The following is a 14639-nucleotide window of genomic DNA, read 5'->3' on the forward strand; positions in this document are numbered from 1 at the left end:
AAAACGGGTCTGAAAACAATATATGCAGAAAGAAAAGACGATATTGTTCCTTCACGGATTCTATGCCAGCGGTCAATGTGTTCCGGCTATGGCATTGAGGGAGGCTTTCGAGGGAAAGGCTCATGTGCTTACTCCTGATCTACCACTCCACCCTCATGATGCCATCAGACTCATCCATGAGATCTGTGATAAGGAGAAGCCAGATGTCCTCGTCGGCAACAGCTGCGGATCGTTCTATGCGCAGATGATCTCTCCTGTCATCGGCATCCCTGCACTACTCGGCAATCCGCACTTCAAGATGTCTGAATTCCTCCGTGAACGTATCGGTAAACATCAATATAAGTCGCCAAGAGCAGACGGTAAGCAGGACTTCACCATTGACGAACAATTAATCAATGAGTTCAAACAACTGGAGGAACATCAGTTCGACTACTGTAATATATATAATAAGGATAAGGTTTGGGGACTGTTCGGCGACGAAGACACGTTGGCACACTTCGAACCGCTTTTCCTGGAGCACTATCTGAACAGCTATCATTTCCCTGGAGCCCATACACCAACGGCAGAACAATTCAAAACATGGTACTGTCCACTCATTGAGAAGCTGTTGCTTGATGACCCTATCATAGAAGACAGGGTACGATAAACTCAGTGGAAAACATGAAAAGACCGTTGACTTATAATGAGTCAACGGTCTTTTAAATAATAGGTGGTCGAGGTGACAGGACTCGAACCTGCGACAGCCTGGTCCCAAACCAGGAACGCTACCAACTGCGCTACACCTCGTTTTTGCGGCTGCAAAGGTACGCATTTTTTGTGACCCTTGCAAATTTTTCCGCAATTATTTTATAATACCCTGTTCTACAAAGATCTTTTTCAGAGCAACAACCGAACGGTCAACTTGCTCTTCTGTATGAGTTGCCATCAAGGCATAACGCACCAAAGTATCCTGTGGAGCACATGCTGGTGGAATAACAGGGTTAATGAACACACCGGCTTTGAATGCCAATGCCGTCACCAGGAACGTCTTATCAACATCACGCACATAAAGCGGAATGATAGGACTCTCTGTATCTCCAATCTCAAAACCCTCTTCACGGAAACGCTTCAACGCATAGTTAGTAACTTTCCACAAAGCCTCGATACGCTCTGGCTCTTTCTGAATGATATGCAATGCCTCCATAGCGGCAGCAGTAGCCGCAGGTGTATTGGATGCAGAGAAGATATAGGTGCGACATGTATGACGCAGGAAATTGATGGTATCCCAATCAGATGCGATAAAACCACCAATAGAGGCAAGTGACTTAGAGAACGTACCCATAATCAGGTCAACCTCCTTCGTCAGCCCGAAATGGTCACATACACCACGTCCCTGCTTACCGAACACACCAATACCATGAGCCTCATCGACCATGATAGAGCAGTTATACTTATGCTTCAGTTCAACAATCTCAGGAAGTTTGGCAAGATCACCCTCCATAGAGAACACACCATCGACGACAATCAGTTTGATGGCATCATAAGGAAGTTTCTGAAGCACACGCTCCAAGTCTTCCATATCGTTATGCTTGTAATGAAGCTGCTTGGCAAAAGAAAGACGACGACCATCCACAATACTGGCGTGATCACGATCGTCACAGATAATATAATCATCTTTGCCTACTACCATAGCAAGGACACCCTGATTAACAGAGAATCCAGTGGAGAAGCAAAGACAGTCGTCCTTGCCGATAAATTCAGATATCTCCTTTTCCAACTGCACATGCAGGTCGAGTGTTCCATTCAGGAAACGGCTGCCTGCACAACCAGAGCCATACTTATCTAAAGCAGCCTTCGCAGCATCAATAATACGCTGATCTCCTGTCAGTCCCGTATAGGCATTTGAACCAAACATGAGCACTTTGTGACCGCCCATTTCCACTTCCGTTCCCTGTTTTCCCTCAATAGCACGGAAATAAGGGTATACGTCAGCCTCCATAAACTTCTGCGGCTCACGATAATGCTTGTATTTCTCTTGTAACTGTCCCATTCCGATAAGAATCGATTCGTTAATTTTTCGTTTTCAGTCTGCAAAGTTACACAATTTTTATCAAATCGTGCACGTTTTGCAAGATAATTCGTAAAATATTTGAAAATTATTCCAAATACATCGGATAATTCTCCTGTTTTTTTTAATTTTGCATTTGGAATATGAGTCAGAAAAAGCAAATTACGTTTATTATAAACCCCATATCTGGTGGGCATGAGAAAGAAGATATCCTTGAAATGATCAAGGATCACCTTGACACAACCCATTTTGAGGCAAACATCCGCATGACAGAATATGCAGGACACGCTGCAGACATCGCACGTCAGTGTGCCAAAGACGGTATTGACATCGTCGTGGCTGTCGGTGGAGACGGTACCATCAATGAGGTCGCACGCTCAGTGACACATTCCCAAACAGCATTGGGTATTATTCCCTGTGGCTCCGGTAACGGACTAGCCCGTCATCTGTGCATTCCCATGAATGCACGAAAGGCACTCAACATCATCAACCTATGCCAGATAGAGACATTCGACTACGGAGTCATCAACGATATCCCGTTTTTCTGCACCTGCGGCATGGGGTTCGATGCTTTCATCTCTCTGAAATTTGCCGAGGCAGGCAAGCGCGGTCCTATTACCTACGTGGAGAATGTGCTGAAAGAAGGTCTCAACTACAAACCTGAGACCTATGAGGTAGAAGATGAGACGGGAGCCCGCCGTTACAAAGCTTTTCTGATTGCATGTGCCAATGCCTCTCAATACGGGAATAATGCCTATATCGCACCACAGGCTTCCATGAGGGACGGCGTGATGGACGTGATTATCATGGAGCCTTTCACTGCCATGGAAGCTCCACAGATTAGTATTGACCTCTTTAACAAAACGCTAACCAACAATTCTAAAATCAAGACCTTCCAAGCACGGAAAATACATATCCACCGCCAGGAGTCCGGTGCCATCCATTATGACGGTGACCCTATTATGACTGGCAAGGATATAGAGGTACATATCGAGCCATTGGGCATCCGTATCATCACCAACCCGGAGGCTATTGAGGACAACAGTCAGCCAAATCCTCTGTTGAACGCATTCAGCGAGCTCTTTAATAATATAAATAATGTACGTGAAGACATCGAGAAAGGTGGACGGAAAATACAAGCCATCAACAAGCTGATGCTACGTAAACTTTCCAAGCTTTAATCACGATGCAACTCCTCGTCGTTATCATCATCCTCTCTATCGCCGCGGGTTATGTGGCATGGCGACTTTATTGCAGTCTCACAACCCCATCAAATCCCTGTGACAATTGTCCCGGATGTGACTTCAAGAAAAAAAGTGAAGGAAAATTTTGTCAATCCGAAGAAAAGTATTAACTTTGCATCCGCTAAGACGATAAGGTGCCTTGGATGAGTGGCTTAGTCAACGGTCTGCAAAACCGTCTACGGCGGTTCGAATCCGCCAGGCACCTCTTAGAAAGAGAATGGGAGACTCAGTAACAGAGTCTTCCTTTCTCTTTTTATCAAGTACTTACAACTTAATACATGACAATACTTTCAGTCCCTTCTCGGTACAGAAACCACGAAAAGGAACCAACATAAGGTTGTTTAACAGTTCCTCTGAAGGATAGCGCATAAAGAGCTTGTTCTTAGCCACCGACTCCCCTATCACATCAAACATATAGGAGATCAGCTCATAATTAACTTCCTTGCGGAAATACCCCTCTTTTACACCACGTGATAAAAAAAGCATGAAACTCTCATGAAGACTCGCATGGTTCTCCTCTAAGAGTCTCATCACTTGCGGATACTGTTGGATGTCAAGATAGAAGAGGAAATTGACTCTGTTCGTCTCTGCCACTTTCCTTCGATATGCCTCTGCCACAACCTCTATCACATTATGGTTATTGGCAAACTCCGTCATGTACTGCAGTTTCTCCTCATGTCCTTTCTGCACACAGGCTAAGAGCAATGACTCTTTATCACCATATATCTCATATAAAGTGCGTTTGGAAATAGATAACCCAGAGGCAATGTCATCCATTTTCACTGCACGGATGCCATATCGGGCAAATGCGCTCATAGCTGTCTCTAGGATTTTCTCCTTCAGTGACATCCTATAAGCATTCAAATCTTTTATTTCCTGCATAAGTAATCATTTTGAATGCAAAGTTACTAAAAAGATTAAAAATATATCTGATTTTCACTGAGTTTTTTGTAATTTTGCGAAGAAAATGGAAAAGTAAACAATTAAATATTTTCGTATGGTTAAAATCTCAAAAGAGGCCGCCCTTGAGTATCATGAGTCAGGGCGTCCTGGTAAAATTGAAGTAAAGCCCACCAAGGCTTATCGGACACAAACAGATCTTTCATTAGCTTATTCACCTGGCGTCGCCTATCCATGTCTGGAAATTCAGCAGAATCCAGATGATGCTTATAAGTATACAGACAAAGGTAATCTTGTTGCTGTTATCTCCAATGGTACCGCCGTCCTCGGACTTGGTGATATCGGTGCCATGAGTGGTAAACCAGTGATGGAAGGAAAAGGTCTGCTCTTCAAAATATATGGTGGCATCGACGTCTTTGATATTGAAGTTAACGAAAAAGACCCAGAGAAGTTCTGTGAGGCAGTGGAACGTATTGCCCCCACTTTCGGAGGTATTAATCTGGAGGACATCAAGGCACCAGAGTGCTTCTATATCGAGGATCGTCTGAAAAAGACCCTCGACATCCCTGTGATGCATGATGACCAGCATGGTACGGCAATCATCTCCGCTGCTGGACTGAAGAACGCCCTTGAGGTAATCGGTAAAGATATTAAGAAGGTGAAGATCGTAGTCAACGGTGCCGGTGCCGCTGCCATCTCATGTACCAAGCTCTATATGGCGATTGGTGCCCAGAAGGAGAATATCGTGATGCTTGACTCGAAAGGGGTTATCAGCGTGGCACGTCAGGACTTGAACGAGCAGAAGAAGTTCTTTGCTACCCAGCGAACGGACATCCATACCTTGGAAGAGGCTGTTAACGGCGCTGATGTCTTTGTCGGACTCTCTAAAGGTAATGTGCTCTCCAAGGACATGGTGAAGACGATGGCTAAAGATCCCGTCATCTTCGCCCTTGCCAACCCTGTTCCTGAGATTTCCTATGAGGATGCGATGGAGGCACGTCCCGACACATTGATGTCTACAGGTCGTACGGACTATCCCAATCAGATTAATAACGTCATTGGGTTCCCCTATATCTTCCGTGGTGCCTTGGATGTCCATGCCACCGCTATCAACGAGGAAATGAAACTGGCTGCCGTTCATGCCATTGCCGACCTTGCCAAGCAACCTGTTCCCGATGTGGTGAATGATGTATATAAAGTAAACAACCTCAGTTTTGGACGTGAGTATTTTATTCCGAAACCCGTCGATCCACGTTTGATCACGGAGGTCAGTGCCGCTGTGGCAAAGGCTGCCATCGAGAGTGGCGTAGCTCGTAAGAAAATCGAAAACTGGGAAGAATACAAGAACTCGCTGAGTGTTTTATTGGGACAAGAGACGAAACTCACACAGAAGCTCTATGCCACTGCCGCTGCCCATCCCCAGCGTGTGGTCTTCGCAGAAGCTGTACACCCTACTATGTTAAAGGCTGCCGTACAAGCCAAAGCTGAAGGTATCTGTCATCCCATCCTGTTAGGTAATGACGAGGTGATTGGAAAGTTGGCTAAGAAACTCGACCTGAACATCGAAGGTATTGAGATTGTCAATCTCCGCAACCCGTCAGAACAGGAGCGTCGTGAGCGTTATGCCCGCATACTGACCGAGAAGCGTCAGCGTGACGGCTATACCTTCCAGGAAGCTAATGACAAGATGTTCGAGCGTAACTATTTCGGTATGATGATGGTAGAGACGGGTGAGGCAGACGCTTTCATCACGGGTCTATATACCAAATACTCCAACACGGTAAAAGTGGTCAAAGAAGTGATTGGCATCCGTCCAGAGTACAAGCATTTCGGTGCCTTGCATATCATCAATTCCCAGAAAGGTACACTCTATATCGCAGACACCCTCGTCAACGAGAATCCAGACACTGACACTTTGGTAGACATCGCCAAGTTGGCTGCCACCAGTGTACGTTTCTTCAACGAGAAGCCTGTGGTGTCTATGATCTCCCACTCTAACTTTGGAAGCTCAACCAGTGATGGTGCCATGAAGGTACGCCGTGCCACCGAGATTATGCAAGCACAGTATCCTGACCTTGCCATCGATGGTGAGATGCAGTTGTGGTTTGCCCTCGACCGTGAGTTACGTGACAGTCAGTATTCATTCACCCGTTTGAATGGTAAAGATGTGAACACACTGGTATTCCCCAACCTAACCTCTGCACGTTCCTCTTATAAGATGCTACAGATGCTCAATGCGGACGTTGAGATTATTGGTCCGATCCAGATGGGACTGAACAAAGCCATCCACTTCATTGATTTTGGCTCTTCTGTCCGTGATGTCGTCAACATTGTGGCAGTTGCCACAATTGACGCTTATGTCGACAAGGTGAAAAGCAGAATTGCTGCTAATCAGTAAGACAAACAAGAAAAGAGAAACTTCATATAGAGGTTTCTCTTTTCTTTTTCTTAGTCTTGATTCTTTTTGTGCATGTAGATAACTATTCCGAGGATAATCAGCACAATCACTGCGATTAAATGTATCAAATCCATAATAATAACGTTTTAATATACTTTGCAAATATACGAATGTATTTTGGTATCTGCAAATAATTACCATTTATTTTTTGTTTTTCCCAATTAGTTTGTACTTTTGCAATATGGAACTACAACAGGAGACATGTGATATCCTGATAGGTATCTTACCCTTGTTAGGAGGTTGGACTCTCGACCTGTTACTGGGTGATCCTTCCTGTCTCCCCCATCCTGTGGTATGGTTCGGCAAAATGATAACATGGGGAGAAAATCTGCTGAACTGCGGGAAACACCGTATGCTGAAAGGAGCCTTGATGGCTATCACGTATATCACCCTCGTCTTTCTGGCGGGATGCGTCATTAGCCAATTCGCACCTATTCTTAACATCATTATCATCTTCTATTGTCTGGCAGGAACAACGCTCATCCGTGAGGTACGACAAGTATTCCTTGCCGTTGACAGATCATTGGAAGAAGGACGGCAGCAGGTGGCACGCATCGTAGGAAGAGACACTTCCGGACTATCCGCACAGGAAGTAAGGACTGCGGCATTGGAAACACTCGCCGAGAACTTGAGCGACGGTGTCATAGCCCCCTTGTTTTGGTGGGCATTATTAGGGGCTCCAGGTATGCTGGCTTATAAGATGGTCAATACCCTAGACTCCATGATAGGTTACCACACACAGAGGTACAAGGACTTCGGATGTTGGGCTGCAAGGATTGATGATGTCGCCAATTTTATCCCTGCTCGTCTGACTTCACTCTTAATGATTCTTGTATCTGGGAAGTTAAGACTGCTGGGATTCGTATGGAGATACGGACGTCAGCATGCCAGTCCGAATAGCGGTTATCCCGAGGCCGCCCTTGCTGGCATTCTGAACTGCAGGTTCGGTGGTTGCCATATCTATTTCGGAGAACAGTTTGACAAGCCATATATCGGAGAGCACGAGAAGCAACTCGATACGGACGACATGAAAAAAGCCATCCATATTAATAGGATGGCAGAGATCATAATGATCGTTTTGGTCTGCTTATCCTATTGGGTGTGTCACTAAGGAACAGACAACCAGGCAGGCAGTCAGTTCCACTAACAGGCAGACAGCACCACAGCAATCGCCAGTATATCCTTGCAATCGTTGACGGATGAGCAAGTAGAGAAAATACATCACCAGACATGGCAGGAAGATAATCATCGACCAGGGAAGACGAGTCAGGAAAAGGAAACCTGCCATGGGCAGCAGTCCCTGTATCGCAAGACTGACACCTGCTTTCCAGTCCATCTTTCGGTAGACGGTCTTCGACTTTGCGTCTTTCTCCTTACGGGCATAAGGGAGCATCATGACCAGCTGACTGGTCACCATCTTACTAAAGGGATCCGCGGCAAGAATTGTAAACGCAGCCATTTCCGGAGTGAGGGAGAAGAGTGTTGCACCCAGCAACAACTCATAGCACACCAGTCCCAACACACCATAGGTTCCAATCCGTGAGTCTTTCATGATATCCAGTATCCGCTGGCGGTCTCTTCCACCCCCTCCAAATCCATCCAGGAAATCTGCCAAGCCGTCTTCGTGTAAGGCTCCTGTCACCAGCATACGTACCACAATAGCAGCAATGACTGCCACAAGATACGGCATAACCATACTACCGAAATATAATATGGCAGCCATCACCCCACCCGTCAGCCATCCTACTAATGGCCAATGTTCCACAACGGTCTTATAACATGCCTGTGGCGGTTCATGCAATCGCCAGAACGGAAGTCTGGTAAAGAAAATAAAGGAAGCCCAGATACGGTCATACCAATGGGTCTGGTCAATAGCTATTTCCATCTGTCAGAAATATTTGGTGATATTAGCTTTCTCAAAATTATTCATTTCGTTGATCATCCTCACAGCAGAGTCAATAATGGGATAGGCGCAAAGGGCACCCGTGCCCTCTCCCAGTCGCAGTCCAAGACGCAGTAGCGGACAGGCACCTATGGTCTCCAGCATCATCTGATGCCCCGCTTCGTCCCCACAATGGGTGAAAATCATATACTGCTTAACCTCTGGCTGTATAAGGACAGCCGCCATCGCACAGGCTGTCATGATAAATCCATCCACCAATATCACCATACGGTGTTCGGCAGCATGCAACATAGCACCTATGGCTGCAACCATCTCATAGCCTCCAAAGTAACGGAGTATGTGAAGTGTTGAGGGCCGGGGATTATGATGAAGAAAGCGCTCTACAGCTTGAGAGAGCACTTCGTATTTATGACGTATCCCAGAAAAGTCAAGACCAGCACCGGCACCAATGCAGTCTTTGAGTGGGATTTGGGAGAACAGGTGCAGCCAGATACTGGAAGGGGAAGTGTTGGCAATACCCATTTCTCCGATACATAAGATATTACAACCCTCAGCTATACATTCATCCACTAATGACACTCCCGTTTCTATCACCTGATCGAATTCTTCTTCCGACATAGCTGGCTCGTAGAGAAAATTCCTCGTACCACGAGCAATCTTCCTGTCAATGATGCCAGGAATGGAACTCAAATCATAGTCTACACCCACATCGACAATTCGTAAACGGAAACCATGCTGGCGACAAAACATATTCACGCCACCACCGCCATAAGTAAAATTAATCATCTGCTGCCAAGTGACCTCACGGGGAGACACACTGACTCCCTCCCTCTCAATACCATGATCACCACCTAATAACAGATGACAAGGATTGGACAATGCGGGATGGAGGGTCTGCTGAATCATACAAATCTGCATTGCCAGATCTTCCAGCCTGCCCAGTGAGCCTTTGGGTTTGTTCAGGTTGTCTATTTTTTCCTGTATTGAAGGACGTAATGTCTCGTCAAAAGACGGTATCTTAAAATCTCTCATTTCACTTTTAAAGGAATTCCACTGACCATCAGGATGACCTCATCAGCCTTCGAGGCAATATACTGGTTCATCCATCCTTCTAAATCGGTAAACTGTCGCTGTACGACATTGTCACTCACACCGCCACTGCCAATCTCGTTAGTAACGAAGATAAAAGTAGCGTCCTGAGACGTGAAACAGTCAAACTCCTCTTTGACGGTCTCAAGGGTCTTGCTGACATTCTGCTGCTCGAAGAAGAAATTTGTCAACCACAGGGTAACACAGTCAATGACAACGACACGCGCCGTGACATTATGGCGGCTCAGGAGCTTCTCTTCCTCTATATTGGTCCACTGGGGACCGCGACGCTCTTGGTGTCTCTGCACCCGCTGACGGAACTCCTCATCCCAGATATGCGCAGTTGCAAGATAAACAGGATGGTCCGTCAGACGTAATGCCGTCTGTTCGGCATGCTGGCTCTTTCCAGAACGTTGTCCACCCGTTATTAATATGATTCGTCTCATTTTTTTGTTGTATGATGCTGCAAAATTACAGAAAATTATTAACTTTGCAGCAATTATGTATATTTTTCTTGCTACAGAAAGTTAATTATGGTATCTGTCAAATCAACCATTATAACGGCATGCTTGCTGGTCACTGCCACCACGGGGGCACATGCACAATTAGTGATCAATGAACTGATGCAATCGAACATCGACTGTGTCATGGACGACCTGAACGAATTTCCAGATTCATGGGTAGAACTTTATAACAGCGGTACAACACCTGTCAACCTCAGAGACTATAAACTGGGAAAGGACGACAAAGAAGCTGGAGCATGGCAATTACCCAACAAGAGCATCAATCCCAAACAATATGTTGTCATTTACTGCGACAAAGAAGAGACGGGGCTACATACCGACTTCAGACTGGAGACGGGAAAAGGTGGTGAGATATACCTCTTCAAAGGAGGGGCTGTAGTCGACCAAGTGACAGGGATGAAGAAACAACCTGCTCCTAATATTGCCTATGGAAGAAAGACGGATGGCAGCGACTCCTGGGGATATCAGGCAGAGCCAACACCAGGAAAGACAAATTGTGGCAAGACGGTGAAAGACCTCTTAGGTGAACCTGTGTTCAGCGAACCAGGTGGTGTGTTTACCTCAACGAGTATGCACTCCCTCGCCTTATCCTTGCCAGAGGGTACTCCTGCAGGAGCTGAGATCCGATATACTACCAATGGAATGGAGCCGACGAAGACGAGTGCGAAATATGTCAATCCTATTACTTTCAGCGGTAACCGTATCATACGTGCCAAGATCTTCTGCGACGGTTACCTGTCACCCCCATCTTCCGTCCATTCGTATATCTTCTTCACTCAACGTCAGCTGACTCTGCCTGTCGTGTCGATTGTGACAGACAACAGGTATCTAAACGATCCTAAAATCGGTATCTATGTGGAGGGCAGTTATCAGGATGGTAAGAAGAACTATGAGTTTGACTGGCGACGACCGATTAGTTTCGAGTATTTTGAACAAGGTAACGAAGCAAGCAAGTTGAACCAGCTTTGTGAGACACGTATCATGGGAGGGGCTACCCGTAGTAATGCACTCAAGTCGCTTGCCATCTATGCCAACAAGCGTTTTGGTACTAAGCGACTGGAATATGAGTTCTTCCCCGACCAACGACCGGGTATCACCGACTTTAAGTCGATTGCCCTGCGCAATGCTGGTAATGACTTCGACTACCTCTATCTACGCGATGCCATCATCCAACGGAACATGGCTGAGCATGCTGACCTCGATTGGCAGTCATGGCGACCTGTCATCGTCTATATCAATGGGACATATAAGGGTATCGAGCACATCAGAGACCGCTCAAATGAGGATAATATCTATACCTACTACGATGGTTTAGAGGATATCGATATGTTCGAGAACTGGAACGAGCTGAAAGAAGGCGACTGGGAGAATTACAATGCCTTCAAGGCATTCTACGCAGAACATGGTCATACACTTACGGAATATGAGCAGTGGATGGATTGCGTAGAGTTTGCCAATCTCATGATTATGAACCTCTATCATAACAATCTGGACTTTCCTGGTAATAATATAGTAATGTGGAGACCTAAGACGGATGGTGGCAGATGGCGGTGGATAGCCAAGGATACAGATTTCGGCATGGGACTCTACGACAGGGACGTGAACTACAGAATATTCGAGTGGTTATATAATCATGACTTTGACCCAGACAACAACTGGGCAAACAATTATGAGCATACCCGTTTGTTTCGCCGACTGATGGAGGATCCGGATTTTTTCAATATGTTCATCGACCGTTGCGCCGTTTATATGGGTGACTTTCTCAACGAGAATGGGATCCGTGCCGTATGGGATCCTATGTGGGACCTTATCAAGACAGAATTCCCTTCTCATCGAAAACTGTATCAGTATAATCAATGGTGGCCTAGAAGCATTGACGAGGAGATTAACAATACCCGCAAATGGATTAGCCAACGTACTGATATCTTCTATCAGCAGATAGCTGACTACTATCATTTAGGGAATCCTACCACCCTTACCATCAACAAAGGTATGGAGGAACTGGGGAATATTCAGTTTACTGTCAATGACATTCCTTTGAGCGAGGGGGTCTTTGACGGGAAGTTCTTTGGAGGTCGCACCGTCCGTCTGAACGCAACATCTGCTGATGGCAGACAGGTCACTGGCTGGGATATCACAAGTGTCACATCCAATGAAACTACTCAAAAACATGTCGACGGGGCTTCCTACACTTTCACCATGCAGACGAATGGTACTATGATCATCAAAGCGGTCATTGGAACGACAGATATCCATTCCATTCAAAAGGGGAATTTTCAAGACACACAATATTACAGTCTTGATGGTAAACGATTGAAAAAGCCGCAGCACGGCATCAACATCATCCGCATGACAGACGGAACGACAAGGAAAATAGTTAAATAAAAAAGAGCAGCCCTAAGGTTACTCTTTTAGCGGAAGGTGAGGGATTCAAACCCCCGATACCCGAAAGGGGTATACCGGATTTCGAGTCCAGCGCATTCGGTCACTCTGCCAACCTTCCTTTCCCTTTTGCGAATGCAAAGGTAGTGCAAATATTTGAATCCACCAAATTTATCATTGACAAATCCCATTCAAAGAAGTTTGCCTAGCCGTTGACGCAACTGCTCCGCCTCACTCTGGCGGATAGAGAGACGTATCTCGCATGTTGTGTCGAAGGTCTGTGACAAGACACGAGGATTCATCTCTTTGACGATGCGCATCACGTCATTCATCTGTGGATAGGAAAAGGAATAGGTGATAACCTCCTCTACCTGACGTGTCTCGATAGTAGCATGGGTGATCGCATCAGCGGCAGCCTCACGATAGGCGACTATCAGACCGCTCGTTCCCAGGTTCACGCCCCCATAGTAGCGCACCACGACAATCAGTATGTCCGTCAGTTCATTGGAGTTAATCTGTCCAAGAATCGGTTTTCCTGCCGTCGAGGAAGGTTCTCCGTCATCATTGGCACGGAACTCTTCCCTACTCGCTCCTAACATATAGGCATAACAGACATGACGAGCATCATAGTATTTCTTGCGATAGCCCGCAAGAATCCCCTTCACCTCGTCGATGGTCTCTACGTGGTGAGCAAAAGCGAGGAACTTACTCCGTTTCTCGGTGTAATATCCCTCGCTTATGGTTGCTATGGTGCGGTATTCGTCAGTCATATACTATATATCGGTATTTCGAAATTACGAGATAACGATATTACGAGATAACGATATTACGAGAGTTTATGAATCACCAATCCAGAACGCAGTTTCGGTTCAAACCAGGTAGCCTTCGGCGGCATGATCTTACCACTGTCGGCAATATCCATGATCTGCTGCATCGTCACAGGATAGAGAGCAAGGGCGGCTCGCATCTCACCACTGTCCACACGACGTTTCAGTTCACCGAGTCCACGAAGGCCACCGACAAAGTCAATACGCTTGGAAGAACGCAGATCGCCGATGTTCAGTATCTCGTCGAGAATCAGACGACTGCTGATATCTACATCCAGTACCCCGATAGGATCGGTATTATCGAAGGTACCTTCCTTGGCTGTCAGACTATACCAATGCTGGTCGAGATAGAGTGAGAACTCATGGAGCTTTGCTGGTTTATAAATCTCCGTTCCCTTATCCTCTACGATGAAGTTCACCTGAAGAGCAGCAAGGAACTCCTCTGACGACATACCGTTGAGGTCCTTCACCACACGGTTGTAGTCGAGAATTGTCAACTGGCTCGCCTGGAAGCATACTGCCATGAAGAAGTTATATTCCTCATCCCCTTTGTGGTGAGGGTTCTGCTTCTGTTTCTCAGCACCTACCAGTGCGGCAGCGGCAGAGCGATGATGTCCGTCGGCGATATAGAGCGACGGCATCTTGGCAAACTCTGCGGTGATAGTTGCCATATCCTTCTCATCGTCGATAATCCAGAACTGATGGCGGAAACCGTCAATAGGAGCGATGAAGTCATACTCCGGCTCCGTGGCGGCATAGCGCTTGATCAACTGGTCGAGAACGGTATTATCAGGATAGGCAAAGAATACTGGTTCGATGTTCGCATTATTCACACGGACATGTTTCATACGATCCTCCTCCTTGTCGCGACGCGTCAGCTCATGCTTCTTGATATTACCTTTCATATAGTCGTCTGTATGAGCACATACCACCAGACCATACTGTGTCTTGCCGTTCATTGTCTGGGCATAGATATAATAATGTTCACGTTCATCCTGAAGGAGCCATCCCTTGTCTTGGAACTTCTGGAAGTTCTCGGCAGCCTTCTCATAGACACGAGGATCATACTCAGAAGTACCTACGGGGAAGTCGATCTCCGGTTTGATGATATGATACAGACTCTTCTCATTGTCGCCCGCCTCGGCACGTGCTTCCTCTGAGTCCAACACGTCATAAGGACGACTCTCTACCTGCTCCACCAATTCTTTGGGCGGGCGTATTCCTTTAAATGGTTTTACGATTGCCATAATAGTTTATTTTATATT

12 protein-coding genes and 3 tRNA genes are annotated in these 14639 nt (G+C 46.2%); 6 read left to right on the forward strand and 9 right to left on the reverse strand.

The window, feature by feature from the left end; all coding sequences use genetic code 11:
- Window positions 1–22: 22 nt before the first annotated feature.
- On the forward strand, window positions 23–646 hold the full coding sequence (locus BM257_RS07640; protein ID WP_092070627.1) for a YqiA/YcfP family alpha/beta fold hydrolase: 624 nt from the start codon (window positions 23–25) through the stop codon (window positions 644–646).
- A gap of 64 nt (window positions 647–710) precedes the next feature.
- Here the strand turns inward: BM257_RS07640 and BM257_RS07645 are convergent.
- Window positions 711–786 (reverse strand) — tRNA-Pro (locus BM257_RS07645).
- Between the two features lie 55 nt (window positions 787–841).
- Window positions 842–2029 (reverse strand): serine palmitoyltransferase, encoded by a 1188-nt coding sequence (locus tag BM257_RS07650; protein ID WP_092070630.1) that lies wholly within the window; start codon window positions 2027–2029, stop codon window positions 842–844.
- A 161-nt stretch (window positions 2030–2190) separates the two neighbouring features.
- Here BM257_RS07650 and BM257_RS07655 point away from each other — a divergent pair, with 161 nt between their 5' ends.
- Together BM257_RS07655 and BM257_RS07660 are read left to right on the forward strand one after the other, a co-directional pair.
- Entirely contained in the window at window positions 2191–3228 is a 1038-nt protein-coding gene (locus tag BM257_RS07655) for a diacylglycerol/lipid kinase family protein (RefSeq protein ID WP_092070633.1), read from the forward strand.
- A gap of 196 nt (window positions 3229–3424) precedes the next feature.
- Window positions 3425–3496: transfer RNA gene (locus BM257_RS07660), tRNA-Cys, on the forward strand.
- 59 nt (window positions 3497–3555) lie between these two features.
- Here BM257_RS07660 and BM257_RS07665 read toward each other — a convergent pair.
- Window positions 3556–4173, reverse strand: coding sequence for a TetR/AcrR family transcriptional regulator (locus BM257_RS07665; RefSeq protein ID WP_092070635.1), 618 nt, complete (start codon window positions 4171–4173; stop codon window positions 3556–3558).
- 115 nt (window positions 4174–4288) lie between these two features.
- Here BM257_RS07665 and BM257_RS07670 point away from each other — a divergent pair, with 115 nt between their 5' ends.
- Window positions 4289–6589: an NADP-dependent malic enzyme gene (locus tag BM257_RS07670; RefSeq protein WP_092070638.1), complete on the forward strand. Its 2301-nt coding sequence runs from the start codon at window positions 4289–4291 to the stop codon at window positions 6587–6589.
- A gap of 241 nt (window positions 6590–6830) precedes the next feature.
- Window positions 6831–7760, forward strand: coding sequence for an adenosylcobinamide-phosphate synthase CbiB (gene cbiB, locus BM257_RS07675; protein ID WP_092070641.1), 930 nt, complete (start codon window positions 6831–6833; stop codon window positions 7758–7760).
- Here cbiB and BM257_RS07680 read toward each other — a convergent pair.
- Genes BM257_RS07680 through cobU form a run of 3 tightly spaced genes read right to left on the reverse strand, consistent with a single transcriptional unit; the run spans window position 7737 to window position 10087 of the window.
- A complete protein-coding gene (locus tag BM257_RS07680) occupies window positions 7737–8534 on the reverse strand; it encodes an adenosylcobinamide-GDP ribazoletransferase (protein ID WP_092070644.1) in 798 nt (265 codons plus the stop codon). The two genes, cbiB and BM257_RS07680, sit on opposite strands and share 24 nt — an antisense overlap.
- 3 nt (window positions 8535–8537) lie before the next feature.
- Entirely contained in the window at window positions 8538–9584 is a 1047-nt protein-coding gene (cobT, locus tag BM257_RS07685) for a nicotinate-nucleotide--dimethylbenzimidazole phosphoribosyltransferase (protein ID WP_092070647.1), read from the reverse strand.
- Window positions 9581–10087, reverse strand: a complete 507-nt coding sequence (gene cobU, locus BM257_RS07690; RefSeq protein ID WP_092070650.1) for a bifunctional adenosylcobinamide kinase/adenosylcobinamide-phosphate guanylyltransferase — start codon at window positions 10085–10087, stop codon at window positions 9581–9583. Before cobU ends, cobT begins: the two co-directional genes overlap by 4 nt.
- A gap of 87 nt (window positions 10088–10174) precedes the next feature.
- Between cobU and BM257_RS07695 the strand changes: the two genes are divergently transcribed.
- On the forward strand, window positions 10175–12550 hold the full coding sequence (locus BM257_RS07695) for a CotH kinase family protein (protein ID WP_092070653.1): 2376 nt from the start codon (window positions 10175–10177) through the stop codon (window positions 12548–12550).
- A gap of 30 nt (window positions 12551–12580) precedes the next feature.
- Here the strand turns inward: BM257_RS07695 and BM257_RS07700 are convergent.
- The 3 genes from BM257_RS07700 to BM257_RS07710 all read right to left on the reverse strand — a co-directional run bounded on the left by BM257_RS07700 (window position 12581) and on the right by BM257_RS07710 (window position 14621).
- Window positions 12581–12668: transfer RNA gene (locus tag BM257_RS07700), tRNA-Ser, on the reverse strand.
- A gap of 70 nt (window positions 12669–12738) precedes the next feature.
- A complete protein-coding gene (locus tag BM257_RS07705; protein ID WP_092070656.1) occupies window positions 12739–13317 on the reverse strand; it encodes an IMPACT family protein in 579 nt (192 codons plus the stop codon).
- Window positions 13318–13373: 56 nt separating this feature from the next.
- The gene (locus BM257_RS07710; RefSeq protein WP_092070659.1) at window positions 13374–14621 is read right to left on the reverse strand and encodes a DUF1015 domain-containing protein; all 1248 of its coding nucleotides are present in this window, start codon (window positions 14619–14621) and stop codon (window positions 13374–13376) included.
- Window positions 14622–14639: the final 18 nt, after the last annotated feature.

Source organism: Prevotella sp. tf2-5, from assembly GCF_900115435.1.
GTDB lineage: Bacteria > Bacteroidota > Bacteroidia > Bacteroidales > Bacteroidaceae > Prevotella.

What these genes read in the sequence shown, in the direction of transcription:
- cbiB (WP_092070641.1), top strand. Translation starts at nt 6,831, where the DNA reads ATGGAACTACAACAGGAGACATGTGATATCCTGATAGGTATCTTACCC.
- BM257_RS07670 (WP_092070638.1), top strand. Translation starts at nt 4,289, where the DNA reads ATGGTTAAAATCTCAAAAGAGGCCGCCCTTGAGTATCATGAGTCAGGG.
- BM257_RS07710 (WP_092070659.1), bottom strand. Translation starts at nt 14,621, where the DNA reads ATGGCAATCGTAAAACCATTTAAAGGAATACGCCCGCCCAAAGAATTG.
- BM257_RS07655 (WP_092070633.1), top strand. Translation starts at nt 2,191, where the DNA reads ATGAGTCAGAAAAAGCAAATTACGTTTATTATAAACCCCATATCTGGT.
- BM257_RS07695 (WP_092070653.1), top strand. Translation starts at nt 10,175, where the DNA reads ATGGTATCTGTCAAATCAACCATTATAACGGCATGCTTGCTGGTCACT.
- BM257_RS07650 (WP_092070630.1), bottom strand. Translation starts at nt 2,029, where the DNA reads ATGGGACAGTTACAAGAGAAATACAAGCATTATCGTGAGCCGCAGAAG.
- cobU (WP_092070650.1), bottom strand. Translation starts at nt 10,087, where the DNA reads ATGAGACGAATCATATTAATAACGGGTGGACAACGTTCTGGAAAGAGC.
- cobT (WP_092070647.1), bottom strand. Translation starts at nt 9,584, where the DNA reads ATGAGAGATTTTAAGATACCGTCTTTTGACGAGACATTACGTCCTTCA.
- BM257_RS07705 (WP_092070656.1), bottom strand. Translation starts at nt 13,317, where the DNA reads ATGACTGACGAATACCGCACCATAGCAACCATAAGCGAGGGATATTAC.
- BM257_RS07640 (WP_092070627.1), top strand. Translation starts at nt 23, where the DNA reads ATGCAGAAAGAAAAGACGATATTGTTCCTTCACGGATTCTATGCCAGC.
- BM257_RS07680 (WP_092070644.1), bottom strand. Translation starts at nt 8,534, where the DNA reads ATGGAAATAGCTATTGACCAGACCCATTGGTATGACCGTATCTGGGCT.
- BM257_RS07665 (WP_092070635.1), bottom strand. Translation starts at nt 4,173, where the DNA reads ATGCAGGAAATAAAAGATTTGAATGCTTATAGGATGTCACTGAAGGAG.